General features: G+C 75.7%; 13 protein-coding genes. 5 read left to right on the forward strand and 8 right to left on the reverse strand.

Features of this window, described 5'->3' with window-relative positions; genetic code table 11:
* Nucleotides 1-25: 25 nt before the first annotated feature.
* Nucleotides 26-1849 carry a BTAD domain-containing putative transcriptional regulator gene (locus tag ACIA8Q_RS16765; RefSeq protein WP_396317358.1) on the reverse strand — a complete coding sequence of 608 codons (1824 nt, stop codon included), beginning with the start codon at nt 1847-1849 and terminating at the stop codon, nt 26-28.
* 552 nt (nt 1850-2401) lie between these two features.
* On the opposite strand from ACIA8Q_RS16765, the gene ctaD reads away from it, so the two are divergent.
* From ctaD to ACIA8Q_RS16785, 4 genes are all read left to right on the forward strand, one after another.
* Nucleotides 2402-4150 carry a cytochrome c oxidase subunit I gene (gene ctaD / locus ACIA8Q_RS16770; protein ID WP_396317392.1) on the forward strand — a complete coding sequence of 583 codons (1749 nt, stop codon included), beginning with the start codon at nt 2402-2404 and terminating at the stop codon, nt 4148-4150.
* 95 nt (nt 4151-4245) lie between these two features.
* Nucleotides 4246-4773 (forward strand): hypothetical protein, encoded by a 528-nt coding sequence (locus tag ACIA8Q_RS16775; protein ID WP_360210354.1) that lies wholly within the window; start codon nt 4246-4248, stop codon nt 4771-4773.
* Between the two features lie 177 nt (nt 4774-4950).
* Nucleotides 4951-5670, forward strand: coding sequence for a response regulator transcription factor (locus tag ACIA8Q_RS16780; protein WP_360210356.1), 720 nt, complete (start codon nt 4951-4953; stop codon nt 5668-5670).
* An 88-nt stretch (nt 5671-5758) separates the two neighbouring features.
* Nucleotides 5759-6172 carry a pyridoxamine 5'-phosphate oxidase family protein gene (locus ACIA8Q_RS16785; RefSeq protein ID WP_360210358.1) on the forward strand — a complete coding sequence of 138 codons (414 nt, stop codon included), beginning with the start codon at nt 5759-5761 and terminating at the stop codon, nt 6170-6172.
* A 10-nt stretch (nt 6173-6182) separates the two neighbouring features.
* Here ACIA8Q_RS16785 and ACIA8Q_RS16790 read toward each other — a convergent pair whose 3' ends face one another.
* Nucleotides 6183-7451, reverse strand: a complete 1269-nt coding sequence (locus tag ACIA8Q_RS16790; RefSeq protein WP_396317359.1) for a hypothetical protein — start codon at nt 7449-7451, stop codon at nt 6183-6185.
* A gap of 344 nt (nt 7452-7795) precedes the next feature.
* On the opposite strand from ACIA8Q_RS16790, the gene paaI reads away from it, so the two are divergent.
* Nucleotides 7796-8206 (forward strand): hydroxyphenylacetyl-CoA thioesterase PaaI, encoded by a 411-nt coding sequence (paaI, locus tag ACIA8Q_RS16795; protein WP_396317360.1) that lies wholly within the window; start codon nt 7796-7798, stop codon nt 8204-8206.
* Nucleotides 8207-8251: 45 nt separating this feature from the next.
* Here the strand turns inward: paaI and ACIA8Q_RS16800 are convergent, their stop codons facing one another.
* The 6 genes from ACIA8Q_RS16800 to ACIA8Q_RS16825 are packed head-to-tail and all read right to left on the reverse strand — an operon-like array spanning nt 8252 to nt 15459.
* Nucleotides 8252-9520 carry a phenylacetate--CoA ligase family protein gene (locus ACIA8Q_RS16800; protein WP_360210362.1) on the reverse strand — a complete coding sequence of 423 codons (1269 nt, stop codon included), beginning with the start codon at nt 9518-9520 and terminating at the stop codon, nt 8252-8254.
* Between the two features lie 18 nt (nt 9521-9538).
* A complete protein-coding gene (locus ACIA8Q_RS16805) occupies nt 9539-10492 on the reverse strand; it encodes an SDR family NAD(P)-dependent oxidoreductase (protein ID WP_396317361.1) in 954 nt (317 codons plus the stop codon).
* Nucleotides 10489-11814 carry an MFS transporter gene (locus ACIA8Q_RS16810; RefSeq protein ID WP_360210366.1) on the reverse strand — a complete coding sequence of 442 codons (1326 nt, stop codon included), beginning with the start codon at nt 11812-11814 and terminating at the stop codon, nt 10489-10491. Before ACIA8Q_RS16810 ends, ACIA8Q_RS16805 begins: the two co-directional genes overlap by 4 nt.
* Entirely contained in the window at nt 11811-13040 is a 1230-nt protein-coding gene (locus ACIA8Q_RS16815) for a phenylacetate--CoA ligase family protein (protein ID WP_396317362.1), read from the reverse strand. Before ACIA8Q_RS16815 ends, ACIA8Q_RS16810 begins: the two co-directional genes overlap by 4 nt.
* Nucleotides 13037-14074, reverse strand: a complete 1038-nt coding sequence (locus ACIA8Q_RS16820) for a hypothetical protein (protein WP_360210370.1) — start codon at nt 14072-14074, stop codon at nt 13037-13039. The genes ACIA8Q_RS16815 and ACIA8Q_RS16820 overlap by 4 nt, the downstream gene beginning before the upstream one ends.
* On the reverse strand, nt 14071-15459 hold the full coding sequence (locus ACIA8Q_RS16825; RefSeq protein WP_396317363.1) for a KamA family radical SAM protein: 1389 nt from the start codon (nt 15457-15459) through the stop codon (nt 14071-14073). Before ACIA8Q_RS16825 ends, ACIA8Q_RS16820 begins: the two co-directional genes overlap by 4 nt.
* Between the last annotated feature and the right edge of the window lie 5 nt (nt 15460-15464).

A 15464-nucleotide genomic window follows, 5' to 3' on the forward strand; every position in this document is an offset into this window, starting at 1 on the left:
GAGGCCCGCCCTCGCCCGCCGGGGCTCAGCCCAGGCCGTCGGCCGGCACGCCCGCGTGCTCCCGGGCGTGCAGATGGGTGAGCCGGGGCAGCGCGTACAGGGCGGCGTGGGCGGTGACCTCGGCGGTCGGGCAGGTGACGGCTCCGGTGTCGGTGAGCGCCTCCAGGGTGCGCAGCGCGAGCCGCTCGGGGCGGCCGAGGGCGGCGGCGGCCTCCGGGAGGGTGAACAGCAGGGCGAGCGGGAGGGCGGCGAGGCGGGCGAGGGCGAGGCGGCCCTGACCGCCGAGGTCGCGCCAGCCGGAGTCGAGGCGGGCGCGGACGGTGACGTCCCCGGCGACGAGTTCGTCCAGGGCGCCGGCCGGGTCGGCGAGCCGGGCCGCGAACTCGGCGAGCGGGAGGTGGCGCAGCACCGCCAGGCGGGTCCCGGCGACCCGGACGGCGAGCGGCAGCAGCCCGCAGGCCTCGACGACGCGGGCGGCGGCGGCCCGGTCGGTGCCGATCCGGCCGGTGCCGACGATGCGGCCGAGCAGGTCGAGGGCCTCGCCGGGGGCGAAGGGCGGGACGGTGACCCGGTGCACCGAGGCCAGCCCGGCGAGCTGGCTGCGGGAGGTGACGAGGACGGCACTGGGGCCGTGGCCGGGCAGCAGTTCGCGGACCAGGGCCTCGCCGGGGGCGTCGTCGAGGATCAGCAGCATCCGGCGCCCGGCCAGGGAGGCGCGCCAGAGCGCGGCGGCCTGGCCGGGATCGGCCGGGAACGGGCCCGACCGGCCGGTGAGGGAGGCGAGTTCGGCGAGGAGATCGGCGAGCGGGCGCGGGGAGCCGTCCTCGGTGCGCAGCCGCACCAGCAGCCGGCCGTCCGGGAAGCGTTCGGCGAGCAGGTGGCCGGCGTGGACGGCGAGCGCGGTCTTGCCGATGCCGGCCGGTCCGGAGAGCACCGTGACACGCCCGCTCCCGCCCGACTCGTCGATCAGGTCGCGCAGTTCGGCGGATCTCCCGGTGAAGTCGGCGGTGTCGGCGGGCAGCAGGGCGCCGCCGGAGCCGGTGGGCCGGGCCGGGCGGTCGGCGCCGGGCCGGGCCGGCCCGTGGGCGAGCAGCCGGCGGTAGCGGGCGGTCAGTGCGGCGCTCGGCTCCAGGCCCAACTCGCGGGCGAGCAGCTGGCGGTGGGTGTCGTAGACGGCGAGCGCCTCGGCCTGCCGGCCGGACCGGTGCAGGGCGTTCATCCGGGCGGCCTGGAGGCGTTCGCGCAGCGGGTGGCGGTCGGCGAGTTCGGCGAGCTCCTCGGCCACGGCGATGGCGTTGCCGAGTTCCAGCTCGGCCTCCGCCCAGTCCTCGTGGACGCCGAGGCAGCGGCCCTCCAGTCGGTCGGCCTCGGCCTCGACGGCGGGCGAGCAGCGCAGGTCGGCGAGCGGCGGCCCCTGCCACAGGTCCAGGGCCTGGCGCAGCAGCCGGGCGGCGGGGGCGAGCGCGCCGCCGTCGGCGGCGGCCCGGCCGGCCCGGGCGAGGGCGCGGAACTGCAGGAGGTCGAGCTCGGGTTCGGCGACGCGCAGCTGGTAGCCGCCCGCGGTGTGGACCAGCCGGTCGGGCTCCGCGCCGCGTCCGAGCAGGGTGCGCAGGGCGCAGACGTACACCTGGAGGTTCTTGCGGGCGGTGCGCGGCGGCTCCTCGGGCCAGAGCGCGTCGGTGAGCAGGTCGACGGGGACGGCGGTGTTGGCCCGGGTCAGCAGGACGGCCAGCACCAGCCGCTGCTTGAGCGGCCCGAGGGCGAGCGGGCGGCCGTCCGCGGTGCCGGTCAGCGGGCCGAGCACGGTGAAGCGGACCCGGGCGGGGGCGGCGGGCTGGGCCAGGGGCATCGGCGTACCTCCGGGGGCGTGGGCGGGGGCGTGCGGGGGCGTGACCGGTGGTGGTGCGGCGTGGGCGCAGGCTACGGGACGGCCGACCCGAGCTGTAGGGCACGGAATCGGCGGGGTTCCCACACCGGGCCCACACGGGCCGGGCGCCCGGGCGGCGGTGCGGCCGGGGGCGCCCGGTGCCCGGCCGGGCGGTGTCCGGGCAGCTGGGGAGGGGCGCGGGCGGGCGGCGGGCCCGGTGCGCGGCGGCCGGCCGGGGGCGGGCGCCGGCCGGTGCGGCGGGCGTTCCGGGGGTGCGGGTGCCGGGTCGGCTCCGGCGGTTCTCCAGCGGGGCTCGTCGCCGGGGCGAGCGGCCTCCGAGGGGCCCGGGGCAGTGGCCGGGGCCACCGGAGGTCCCGGTCCGGGGGCCGGAACGCGGGTCGAGCGGCCCCGGGTGCGCGGGCCGAACGGCCCTGGGGCGCCGGGCCGGTGCGTTCCGATCATGGATCGCCACCCATTCGCACGAGGTTCCGAAGGAGTGCGTCCTTGAGCGCCACCCAGGCACAGGGCGACCCCATGCCACCGTCAACCGCCGTACCGTCGACGGGAGTCCGGCCGAAACGGCCCGGCTCGGCGGTGGTCAGGCTGCTGACCACCACCGACCACAAGACGATCGGCTCCATGTACCTGGTGTCGGCGTTCGCGTTCTTCCTGATCGGCGGCGTCCTGGCGCTGGTGATGCGCGCCGAACTCGCCCGCCCGGGCACCCAGATCCTCTCCAACGAACAGTTCAACCAGGCCTTCACCATGCACGGTTCGGTGATGCTGCTGCTCTTCGCGATGCCGCTGTTCACCGGCTTCGCCAACTGGATCATGCCGCTGCAGATCGGCGCCCCGGACGTCGCCTTCCCCCGGCTGAACATGCTGTCCTTCTGGCTGTTCGTGTTCGGCTCGCTGATCGCCGCGGCCGGCTTCGCCACCCCGCAGGGCGCCGCGGACTTCGGCTGGTTCCTCTACGCGCCGCTGTCCGACGCCGTGCACTCGCCGGGTGTCGGCGCCGACATGTGGATCATGGGCGTGACGCTCTCCGGCTTCGGCAGCATCTTCGGCGCCGTCAACTTCATCACCACGATCATCTGCATGCGGGCCCCCGGCATGACGATGTTCCGGATGTCCATCTTCTGCTGGAACGTGCTGCTCACCTCGCTGCTGGTGCTGCTGGTCTTCCCGGTGCTCGCCGCCGCGCTGCTCGCCCTGGAGGCGGACCGCAAGTTCGGCGCGCACGTCTTCGACCCCGCCAACGGCGGGGCGATGCTCTGGCAGCACCTCTTCTGGTTCTTCGGCCACCCCGAGGTGTACATCCTGGCGCTGCCCTTCTTCGGCATCGTCTCCGAGGTCATCCCGGTCTTCAGCCGCAAGCCGATGTTCGGCTACGCGGGCCTGATCGCCGCCACCGTCGCCATCGCGGGCCTGTCGGTGACGGTGTGGGCGCACCACATGTACGTCACCGGGCAGGTGCTGCTGCCGTTCTTCTCCTTCATGACCTTCCTGATCGCCGTCCCGACCGGGGTGAAGTTCTTCAACTGGGTCGGGACCATGTGGAAGGGCTCGCTGAGCTTCGAGACGCCGATGCTGTGGACGGTCGGCTTCCTGGTCACCTTCCTGTTCGGCGGCCTGACCGGGGTGCTGCTCGCCGCCCCGCCGATCGACTTCCACGTCTCCGACTCGTACTTCGTCGTCGCCCACTTCCACTACACGCTGTTCGGCACCGTGGTGTACGCGATGTTCGCCGGCTTCCACTTCTGGTGGCCCAAGATGACCGGCAGGATGCTCGACGAACGCCTCGGCCGGATCACCTTCTGGACCCTCACCATCGGCTTCCACGCCACCTTCCTCGTCCAGCACTGGCTCGGCGCCGAGGGCATGCCCCGCCGCTACGCGGACTACCTCTCCACCGACGGCTTCACCACGCTCAACACCGTCTCCACCCTCGGCTCCTTCCTGCTCGGCCTGTCGATCCTGCCGTTCCTCTACAACGTCTGGAAGACCGCCAAGTACGGGGAGCGCGTCGAGGCGGACGACCCGTGGGGCTACGGGCGCTCGCTGGAGTGGGCGACCTCCTGCCCGCCGCCGCGGCACAACTTCGTCACCCTGCCGAGGATCCGCTCCGAGTCCCCGGCCTTCGACCTGCACCACCCCGACATCGCGGCCCTGGACGTGCTGGAGAACACCGGCGAACCGGCCAAGCACCTGGCCGGCGTCACTCCGGCCAAGTACGACCTGCCGCGCGGCGCGACCCGGCGCGCCCGCCCCGAGGGCGACTGACCGGGCCGCCCCCCGACCGCCGTCCCCGCCCGCGCCGCTGCCCCCGGGCGGGCGGGGACGGCCCCACCCTCCCCGCGAACCGGAAGGCCGGGCCCATGAACCACACCGTCCTCGCCATCGGCACCGCCGCCCTCACCGCCAGCGGCTGCGTCTGGTACCTGCCCGCCATCGCCGACCTGCAGGCCGGCCCCGACCGCCCCCGCTCCACCCGCACCGCCGCGGCCGCCTGCGTCCTGTGGTGGGCGGCCCTCGCCCTGGCCGGCGGGCTGCTGCTGGTCCTCCCCGACTGGCGCCCCGCCGCGCAGACCGCCCTGGCCGGGCTGGTCGGCGGCGCCGCGCTGCGGGTGCGCGCCCGCTGGGACCGGCACGGCGAGCAGCGGGAGAGCGTCGCGCGCTGGGCGGCGCTGGACGCCGCTCCGGCGCCGCACCCCCGGCGCCCGGCGGCCCCCGCCCTCGCCGGCTGGCTCCTCGTCGGCGCGGCCGTCGCCTCCCTGGGGGCGGCGGCCGTGCTGCTGTCCGCCGGCGGCGGGCTCGGGCCCCGGGTGGGGCTGGCCGCGGCGAGCGGGGCGGGCGTCGCGCTCGCCTTCCTGCTGGCCGGTCTGGGCAGCGCCCGGCGCCGGTGACCGCGCCCGACGGCGGTGGGCACGCCCGGCGCCGGTGACCGCGCCCGACGGCGGTGGGCGGCGAGGCGCCGGGGGCGGTGGGGCCCTTCGGCCCTGTGCCCGCCGCCGAGCGGTGGGCGATGATGCCCTGGGCCCCGCCGGGAGTGCGCGGGGGTTCGACGAAGGTGGAGCGGCGTGATGGCGACCAGTACGGCGGGTGCCGGGGCACCGGCTCCGGTGCGGGTGTTCCTGCTGGACGACCACGAGGTGGTGCGCCGCGGCGTGCACGACCTGCTGGACGGCGAGCCGGACCTGGAGGTGGTCGGCGAGGCCGCCACCGCCGAGCAGGCCCTCGTCCGGGTGCCCGCGCTGCGCCCCGACGTCGCGGTGCTGGACGTCCGGCTGGGCGACGGTGACGGGGTGTCGGTCTGCCGCGAACTGCGCTCCCGGATGCCCGGACTCGCCTGCCTGATGCTGACCTCCTTCGACGACGAGGAGGCCCTGCTGGACGCCGTGATGGCGGGCGCCGCCGGCTACGTGCTGAAGCAGATCAGCGGCACCGACCTGGTCGCCGCCGTCCGCACCGTCGCCTCCGGCCGCTCGATGCTCGACCCCGGTGCGGCCACCCGGCTGCTGAACCGCCTGCGCAGCGACGCCGAACCGGCGCCGCCCGTCGCCGCCGGACCGGCGCTGACCCAGCGCGAGCAGGAGGTGCTCGCCCTGATCGGGGAGGGCCTGACCAACCGGCAGATCGGCGAGCGGCTCTACCTCGCCGAGAAGACGGTCAAGAACCACGTGTCGCGGCTGCTCGCCAAGCTGGGCGTGGAACGGCGCGTCCAGGCGGCGCTGATCGCCACCGAACTGCGCCAGGCCCAGGCCGCCGCGCCGCACTCCCCGCTGCGTGCCGGGCGGTTCTGACGGCCCGCCCGGCGGCCGGGAACCGGGGACCACGGGCGGGACCATCGGCCCTCGCGGGCGGGCCCCGGCCCGGGCGAGCATCGCTGGCATGAACCGCGATCACGACCCGCAGGAACTGGACCGCGACCGGGCGCTGGGCCTGCTGGCCAGGGCGGTGGTCGGCCGGGTGGTCTACACCGTCGGCGCCCTCCCGGCGGTGCTGCCGGTGCACTTCCGGCTGGAACCGGGCGACGGCGGGATCCTGCTCTCGGCCCCGGCCGGTTCCGAACTGGCCCGCGCCGTGGACGACGCCGTCATCGCCTTCGAGGCCGACGAACTGGACGGCCCGGACGGCTCCGGCTGGTGCGTCACCGTCCTCGGCCGGGCCCAGGTCCGCCCCGTCGCCGGGGCCGTACCCGCCGCCGTCCGGATCCGGATCCGCCCGGAACTGGTCACCGGCCGCCGGCTGCCCCCGCTGCGCCGCGACGCCCGGCCGCCGGCCCGGCTGGGCACCGGCACCTGAGCCCGCCCGGTCAGTGCGGGTCGCCCTCGATCCGGCCGGCCAGGGCGCGGACGGTCGGCGGCAGCTGGCGCCGCCGGGCCACCAGCAGCGGGACGGCCAGCGCCAGGTACACCCAGCTGAGCGCGACCCGGGCGGACTCGCCGGGGAGGGCGAACTGGACGGCGAACAGCACGAAGAGCAGCCCGGCCTTCCACGGGCGGAAGCGCAGGTCGAGCAGGAGGACCACGGCGAGGACGGTCTGCGCGGCGGTCAGCAGCACCTCGTCCACCTGGCGTTCGACGAGCGGCAGCGAGGCCCCGCCGCCGCCCGCCAGGTAGGCGAGCGGGAGGCAGCCGATCAGCAGCGTCCACTGGTTGACCTTGCTGGAGAGCAGCGCGCCGAGGCCGTCGTCCCCGCGCAGCCGCCAGGCGAAGACCACCGCGACGATCAGCTCGGGCGCCTCGGAGGCGAGCGGGGCCAGCCACTGCACCAGCAGGAAGCGGTCGACGCCGAGCGAGGCGCCGGCGTCCACGAGCGAGGTGGCGAACGGCTCGGCGCAGGCGAAGACCACGACCGCGGCCACCGCGAAGACCAGGACGGTGGTCGCCCGGCGGCGCCGCCGCGGGAGCGCGGCCAACCGGGCCGGGACGCCGACGAGCTCCTCCTCGTCGGTCTCGCTGCAGCGGCCGACCCGGAACAGGTAGGTGGCGTACCAGGCGATCAGCACGACCGCCAGCACCCAGGAGATCTGCCGGGTCAGCGGCATCACGAAGGCGAGCAGGGCGGCGACGCCGAGGAAGCCGGTGTCGATCCGGCGGTGCTCCCGCAGGGTGATCCCGGGCTCGACGCCGCGGCGCCGGGCGGCGAGGTAGCCGGCGAGGGCGACCAGCGGCCAGCCGACGCCGACCAGCAGACGGTTGGCGCCGGTCATGTTGGCGGCCGCGTAGGCGGCGTACTCGGGACGGGTGCCCGCCGCGTACGCGAAGTAGAGGTCGACCGCGTACTCGGGCAGCACGGCGATGAACGCCAGCAGGGCCAGTGCGAGCGGCCCGGAGATGTCCGCGCGGGCGGTCTCCGCGGCCCACATCAGCAGCAGCGCCGCCGACAGCACGCCGAGGCCGAACACCGCCATGCCCGTCACCGGGGCCGGGTGCACCCCGGTCAGCCGCAGCACCACGGCGGGGAGCGCACCGGCCACGGCGGCCGCGATCCGCAGGGCCGTCACGGACCCGCTCGGCGGCTGCGCCGACGGCACCGGGGCGGCGTCCTGCGGGGCGGTCAGGGGTGACTTGTGGGCCATCGGCCGTCCTCGTGCTCGGGGAACGCGAGCGGGCTGGGGTCTGTCGTCAAACCCCCGTCGTCCGCCCGGAGGGTGGGCGGGGCGGCGTTGGGGTGGGTGCATCGCAAGGCGGAGGAGGGAGTCCATGCGGAGCATTGGCGACCGACGACAACGCGGCGAGGTGCGTGCCCCGGCGTCGCCCCGCAGACGCGGGTTTGAGGACAGACCCTAGGGCGCGGGGCCGCGGCGGGGCGGGGAACGGCGGTGCGGCGCGGCGGGGTTCCCCCGGACGGCGGCCCCGTCCGGCGTCCGGGGGCGGTGCCCTACGCTGGGCCGCGACACCGCCGACGGAGGGACCACGCGCCATGCTCGACCCCGCGATCGCCGCCCTGTACGAGCGCGACGGGACCTGCCGGATGCTGGGGATCGCCCTGGACGAGGTGTCCGCCGGGCGGGCGGTGGCGCGGATGACGGTGTCCGCGACGATGGTGAACGGGCACGGCACGGCGCACGGCGGCTTCCTCTTCCTGCTGGCCGACGCGGCGTTCGCGTTCGCCTGCAACAGCCACGGCCCGGTGACGGTCGCCCAGGCGGCGCAGGTGGTCTTCCTGGCCCCGGCGCGGCCGGGTGACGAGCTGGTGGCCGAGGCGGTGGAGCGCTCGCGGTCGGGGCGCTCCGGGGTCTACGACGTGACGGTGCGGCTGGCGGACGGCGGGGTGGTCGCCGAGTTCCGCGGGCAGAGCGTGGTGATCGGGGGCCGGCCGCAGACCGGCTGAGCGGCCCGCGGCCCCCGCCGAGCCCCCTGCCCGGCCCGCCCGGTCTCAGGCCCGCGGCCGCTCGTCCAGCACCTGCTGGAGCTTGCCGGTGCGCGGGTTGGTGACCAGCTCCGAGCGCGGCACCCACTCCACGGTGAGGTCGTGGATGCTGCCCAGCGCGACCTCGGCGGGGTAGAGCGGGCGGGCGGTGTAGACGGCCTCCACGAGCCGGTCGGCGAGCTCGGCGAGCTCCTCGGCGGCCGGCCGGTCGGTGTGGCCGAGCCGGATGATCAGGCCGTCGCGCCCGCCCCAGCGGCGCTGGACGAGCTGCATGCCGGCGATCCGCCGGTCCGGGTCGGCGGCCAGCAGGACGGACCGGATCTCCTCGGTCGGCATGGCGACGGTGCCGACCCGGGCGCCCTCGGCGGAGCGGCCGAGCAGGCGGAAGCGCCGGCAGTCGGCGTCGACCCACTCGGCGCGGTCGCCGGTGGGGTAGCGAAGGATCGGCATCAGGGTGCGGAACAGGTTGGTGACCACGACCCGGCCGGGGGTGCCGGGGGTGGTGATGGCCTCGCCGGTGACCTGGTCGACCAGTTCCACCACGGTGCGGTGCGCGAAGGCCTCGTGCACCCGGACGTCGTCGCCTGGCACGGGCGCGCCGACCAGCCCGGCGTCGTTGGAGGCGTAGCCCACCGAGGCGACCGCGGCCCGGGGGAAGGCCCGGGAGAGGATCGGGCGCAGGTCGGCGAAGAGCAGGTCGCCGCCGAACAGCAGCAGTTCGACGCGGTCGGCGACCTCCCCGCGCCGGACCAGGCAGTCGGCGACGGCGCTGAGCTTCATCGGCTCGCCCGCGAGCACGTCGACGCCGAAGCCGGTGATCAGGTCGGCGACGTAGTCGTCCGGGGCGGCGCCGCCGACCGGCAGCCGGACGTTGTCGACCGGCGCGTGGTGCAGGGCGTGCTCGATGTAGAGGAAGCCGCCGTAGAGCTCGCCGGCCATGAACAGGTTGGCCACCCGGTGTCCGGGCCGCAGGCCGGCCCCGACCAGTCCGGCGCCGAAGGCGGTGACCGAGTCGGCGTGCTCCTCGCGGGTCCACGGCGAGAACTTGGGGACGCCGGTGGTGCCGCCGGTCTTGTAGACGCCGGCGTCGCTGAGCGGGCCGGTCAGGACGCGGTTGTCGGGCCAGGCGTTGGCGGCCCAGAACGCGGCCTGGTCGACGACGGGGAGCTGGTCGAGCCGGTCGAGGGAGGCCGGCAGGTCGCGGTAGAGCTCCGCGTAGAACGGGGAGTTCGCCCGGGCGAAGGCGATCAGATCGGGCAGGGGCTTGGCGGACATGGTGGTGGACTCCGTTGCTCAGCAGGGGTGTTCGGGCTGCCCGAGCCAGGTCCGGGCGAGGTCCTGGACGGCGGAGCCGTCGGGGTCGGCGAGTTTGGCGGCCAGGTAGTCGGCGGCCCAGCGGTTGGCGGGCACCCGGAAGGGGGGCCGTTCGGCGAGCAGGGTGCGCACCACGACTCCGGCGACCTCCCGGGCCGGCTGGCCGGCCGACTCCCAGCCCTGGCCGCCCACCCACTCCAGGTAACCGGCGAAGGTGGGCGCGTACGGGCCGGACGCGGCCCGGATGGTGGCGCGGTTGACGTCCGGGAAGATGCCGAACCGGGTGTCCGGGACGAAGCCGGGCACCACCACGGACACCCGGACGCCGTGGGCGGCCGCGACCGGGGCCAGCGCCTCCAGGAACCCCTCGACGGCGAACTTGGCGGCGCAGTACGCCTCGTTGAAGGGCTGGCCGACGACGCCGTGCACGCTGCCGACGGTGACCAGCCGGCCCCCGGCGGCGCGCAGCAGCGGCAGCGCGGCCCGGCTGACGGTCGCCACGCCGAAGAAGTTGACCTCCAGGTTGGCCCGCAGGGCGGCGTCGGTGGACATCTCCAGGGTCGGGTCGTGGTTGGCGACGCCCGCGTTGTTGACCAGGGCGTCCAGCCGTCCGTGGGTGCGGCGCACCTCCTCCAGGCAGTCGGTGACGGAGCCCGGGTCGGTGACGTCGAGCCGGCGCACCTCCACGGCGACGCCGGCCGCGTCGGCGGCCGCCCGCAGCGCCTCGGCGCGGCCGGGATCGCGCATGGTCGCCACCGTGGTGTACCCGGCGCGGGCCGCGGCGACGGCGGTGGCCAGGCCGATGCCGGAGGACGTCCCGGTGATCAGCAGGACCCGGCCGTCGGCGCGGGCGCCGGCCGGCCGGTCCGGTCCGGGTGCTCCGCCGGTGGGTGCACCGTCGGTGGGCGCCGCGCCGCCGGGCGCCGCGCTCACGGGGCGCTCTCCGCGAGCGCGTCGGCCCCGTCGGCCTCGTCCGCTCCGTCGGCCGGGGCGGGCGCGGGCGCGGCGGCGTCGAGCAGCGGCTGGATGCCGAGCGCCGGGAGGAAGGAGCAGGCGGCCAGCAGGGTGCCGCCGGCCATCACCACCCGGGCCGCGTCCAGGATGCCCAGCGGCCCGGTGAGCAGGCTGACGGCCAGGCCGCCGACCAGCGCGGCCAGCGGGATCACGCCCCAGGTGACGGTCCGGAAGGCGGCGTGCATGACGCCCTGGTTGCGGGAGGTCATCCGGGACTGCCGGGCGGGTGCGCTGCACACGTTGATGCAGGACATGAAGAAGCCGTAGCAGCCCATGGTGACCGCGATCACCGGGCCGGCCGGCAGCGCGGGCGCGGCCAGCACGCCGAGGCCGACCAGGCAGTGCAGCAGCAGCGACCAGGCCATCGTCCGGCCGAGGCCGAAGCGCCGGCTGATCCGCGGTGCGACCACCGCGCCGGCCAGCGCGCCGAGTGCCGCGACGGACATGGCCGCGCCGAACACGCCGACCTGGACGCCGAGGCCCCGGTAGGCGAGGACGGGCAGGACGGTGACGAAGACCGGTCCGCCCGAGTTGAGCGTGACGGCGGACAGGACGATCCGGCGCAGCACCGGGTCGGCCCAGTTGAGCCGGAAGCCCCTGGTGAGCCGCTCCCGGACGGAGCCCTCCTCGACCGTCCGCTCGCCCCAGGGGCGCATGGAGCGGAAGCAGACCGCGGAGACCAGGTAGCTGGCCGCGTCGACGAGCAGGGCGCCGACGCCGAGCGCGCCGTACAGGGCGGCCGCGACGGACGGCCCGGCGACCTCGGCGACCGAGCCGCTGCCCTCCAGCCGGGAGTAGGCGCGGACCATGCCGTCCTCGGGCACCACGGCCGGGACGGCGACCAGGTAGCCGACGTTGAAGAAGATGGTCGCGCCGCTGATCACCGCCACGCAGCCGAACAGCAGCGGGGTGGAGAGCACGTCCAGCGCGTACGCGAGCGGGATCGCCGCGACCGCGAGCAGCCGGACCAGGTCGCAGGCGAGCATCGTCCGGCGCTTGTCCCAGCGGTCGACCAGCACGCCGGCGATCGGGCCGAGCAGCGGGATGCCGAGGTACTGGGCCATCGCGACGACGCCGACCTGGAGGGCGGAGGCGTGCAGCACGAAGATCATCAGGGTCGGGACGACGAACACCGTGACCTTGTCGCCGACCAGGCTGACGGTCTGCCCGGCCCAGAACAGCTGGAAGCTCCGCCCGAGCGGCGCCGGCCGGCCCGGCGGCGCCGGGGCCTTCGCCGTCACGACTCCTCCCGGACGACCAGGGCCGCGGTCTTGCCGGTGCGGCCGTTGCTGACCAGCGCGTCCACCGGGCGCACCCGGAAGGACTCCGGGTCGTGCTGGAAGGCGGTGCTGAGCGTGAAGGTGGCGGCGAGCAGTGCCTTGCGCAGCCGCTCGGCGTCGGGCGCGGCGCCCGGCCCGTCGGCGAGCAGCAGGACGTCCACCCCGGTGGCCCGGCCGCGCTGCTCGGTGAGCACCACCTGGGCGCGGGCGACGCCGGGCTCGCGCTCGGCCCGGGTGATCAGCTCGTCCACGTCCAGCCCGAGGCCGCGGACCTGGACGACGCTGTCGCGCCGGCCCAGCACCCGCATCGCCGGGCCCGGGCGGCCGCACGGGCAGGCGGTCAACTCGCCCGCGTCGCCGGTGTGGTAGCGCAGCACCGGGTTGAGCATCTCGGGATCGAGGGTGGTGAAGTCGAGCAGGCCGTCGGCGTCCACGTGGACCAGCTGGTGGGGCAGCGGGTGGAAGGTGTCGGCCGGGCAGTCCGGGGTGTTGGTGCCGACCACCCAGGTCTCGGTGCTGCCGAACATCCCCCAGCGCCGGGCCTGCGGCGCCACCACGGCGAGGTCCTCGTCGAGCTGGGGCTGCCAGGCCTCGCCGAGCCAGAGCACCTTGCGCAGCGAGGGGAGCCGGACGCCGGTGGCGCGGGCGTGCGCGAACCAGAGCCGCAGCACGCTGGGCGTGCCGCCGATCGCGGTGACCCCCCGGTCCGCCAGGAAGGCCAGCCAGTCGCCGTACTCCTCGCGGGTGACGGAGCCGAGCGCGATGATCCGGCAGCCCGAGAGGTCGGCGAGCCCGGCGGCGAGGTAGTGCGCGCCCCACATCCGGCCGGCGCCCCAGGCGTTGGCGAAGACGTCGGTGCGGTCGAGCGGCTGCCAGTGCGCGTGCACGCCGGCCATGTAGAAGCCGGTGGGCGCGTAGCCGACCTTGGGGGCGCCGGTGCTGCCGCCGCTCTGGAACAGCCAGGTGGCGGAGTGCTCGGCGGCCGGCTCCAGGTGGGCGAGGGCGGTGTTGAGGTCGTCCTTGGCGAGCGGGGGCAGCGCCGCGAGCCGCTCCAGGGTGTGCACGTTGACGTGGGCGGCGTAGCGGGCGGCCAGCGCGGGGACGCCGCGCAGCCGTTCCAGGGTGCGCCGGGCGACGTCCAGCCGGGGTTCGGCGGCCTCGGGGGGCAGGGAGAAGGAGGCGGTCATCGGGGGTCCGTCCGGTGGGTCGGGTCGAGGGTCAGCGGGCGGGCGCCGTCGGCGAGCCACTTGGCGTGGCCGTCGCGGTAGGCGGTGAAGCGGGCGCGGGTGACGTCGCGCTGGAGGGTGCGTTCCGGGTCGCTGAAGTCGGGGGCGATGACGCCGTCCGGTTCGAGTTCGGAGAACCAGTACCGCTCGCCGTCGTACAGGAAGTCGACGCAGAAGAACGGGATCGGCAACCGCTCGGCGAACCAGGCGGTGGCGGCGGCGAGTTCGGGCGGCACGGGCGGGAACTCCATGGCGCCGCCGCGGCTGGCGTTGGCGACCGGCGAGCCGGCCTCCGGGGTCCGCTTCATCACCGCGTGGGGCCGGCCGTCGACGACGTAGACCCGGTAGTCGATGGTGCCGTCGCCGAGGTACGGCTGGACGACGAGGGTGGTGTCGCCGCCCTGGGCGAGGCTGGCCAGGCCCCGGATGTCCTCGGGGCCGCGGGCCAGGTTGATCCCGCCGCCGCCGCACCAGCCGGCCGGCTTGACGATGGCCGGGTAGGTCATGCCCCCGAGCGCGACCTCGTAGACGTGCTTGCTGATGTCGCGCCCGGTGCCGATCCGCACGGTCGGGATGGTCGGCACGGGGGATCCCGCCAGGAACAGCAGGGTGGCCAGCTTGTCGTTGCCGATCAGCGAGACCTGCGGCGGGAACGGCAGGTAGAAGCCGGCCTGTTCGAGCACCGCGTAGAGCGCGTACTGGTTGAAGACGTCCATCGACTGGTACGGCAGCGAGTACAGCGCGGTGATGAACAGGGTGTCCTCGGGGGTGACCGGCTCGTCGTCGACGTAGACCCGGGGCCGGCCGGGGCCGGTGGCGTCCACCGTGACGGCCTCCGGGGCGTGCCTGGTCCAGCGCAGCCCGAGGTCGGCGGCGCACTCGGCGTACAGGTCCCAGAAGAAGCCGTGCCACATCCCGGCCATCCGGGAGGACTCCCGGTCGGGGAAGATCCAGCACAGGCGGCGCAGTTCGCCGGCCGGGGCGGGTGTGCTCATCGTGCTCCTCGCGGTGTGGCGGACTGCCCGGACCACCAGCGGCGGCCGGCCTCGGGGAGGGTGTCCACCGGGTCGAAGTAGGGGTGGCGCCGGTCGAGCGGGGCCTGCGGGCCGTCGTCGCCGTCCAGGCTGGTGCGGTAGTTCTTCGTCCAGTACGAGATGCCGCGCTCGCGGTCGTAGGCGACCGCCTGGTGGACCCACCGCTTGCCGACGTCGGGGACGTCGCAGACCAGGCGTGGCGTGGCGTAGCCGGGCAGGTAGCCCATGATCGCCTCCTGGAGGTGCTGCGCCCGGTGCAGCGGGGTCCGCCAGTGCTCCGCGCCGGGGATGACGTCGCAGAGGTAGAAGTAGTACGGCAGGACGTTCGCCTCGCCCTGCAGGGCGAAGCAGAGGTCCAGCAGGTCCTCCGGGGTGTCGTTGACGCCGCGCATCAGCACGCCCTGGTTGCGGACGTCCCGGACGCCCGCGTCCAGCAGCGCCCGGGCGGCCTCGGCGACCAGCGGGGTGACGGACCGCACGTGGTTGGCGTGGGTGTGCACGGCGAGGTTGACGGCGCGGCGGGCGGCAAGGTCGGCGACCCGGGCCACGCCCTCCAGCACCCGGGGCTGCAGCCAGTGCTGCGGCAGCCCGACCACGGCCTTGCTGGCGAGCCGGATGTCCCGGACGGAGCCGAGGTCCAGCAGCCGCAGCAGGAAGGACTCCAGGCGCGGCCACGGGACGTTGGCGAGGTCGCCGCCGGAGACCACGACGTCGCGCACCGCCGGGGTGCGCTTGAGGTAGTCGAGCATCTGCTCCTGCCGGTCGGCGGGGCGCAGCAGCAGCCGGGTCTTGGCGACCTGCGGGGTGGAGGTGCCGACCAGGTCCATCCGGGTGCACTGCCCGCAGTACTGCGGGCAGGTCGCGGTCAGCTCGGCCAGCACCTTGGTGGGGTAGCGGTGCGTCAGCCCCTCGACGGCCCACATCTCGGCCTCGTGGAGGGAGTCCCGCTCGGCCCGCGGGTGGCTGGGCCACCGCGGGTGCCGGTCGGCGCGCACCGGCAGCATGTAGCGGCGCACCGGGTCGGCCAGGAACGCCTCGGTGTAGGCCGCCGGGGCGTCCGGGGCGTCCGGGGCCATGGTGTTCAGCATCTGCGGTGGCAGCAGCATCGGCATGGTGGCGAACTGCGCCTGGTCGGCGGAGAGTCCCTCGTAGAACCGGTCGGTCAGCAGCGGGCCGGTGACGGCCCGCAGCTGGCGGGCCGTCTTGACCGAGTGGGAGCGCTGCCACTGCGGGTCGCGCCACTGGGCGTCCGTCACGTCGCGCCAGCCCGGCAGCCGCCGCCAGTCCGGTTCGACCAGGGGCGTGCGCGTGTACTGGTACGGCTGGCGGATCTCGGGGTGGTCCATGGCCG

It is taken from the genome of Kitasatospora sp. NPDC051705 (assembly GCF_044453265.1).
In the GTDB taxonomy this organism is placed as follows: Bacteria; Actinomycetota; Actinomycetes; order Streptomycetales; family Streptomycetaceae; genus Kitasatospora.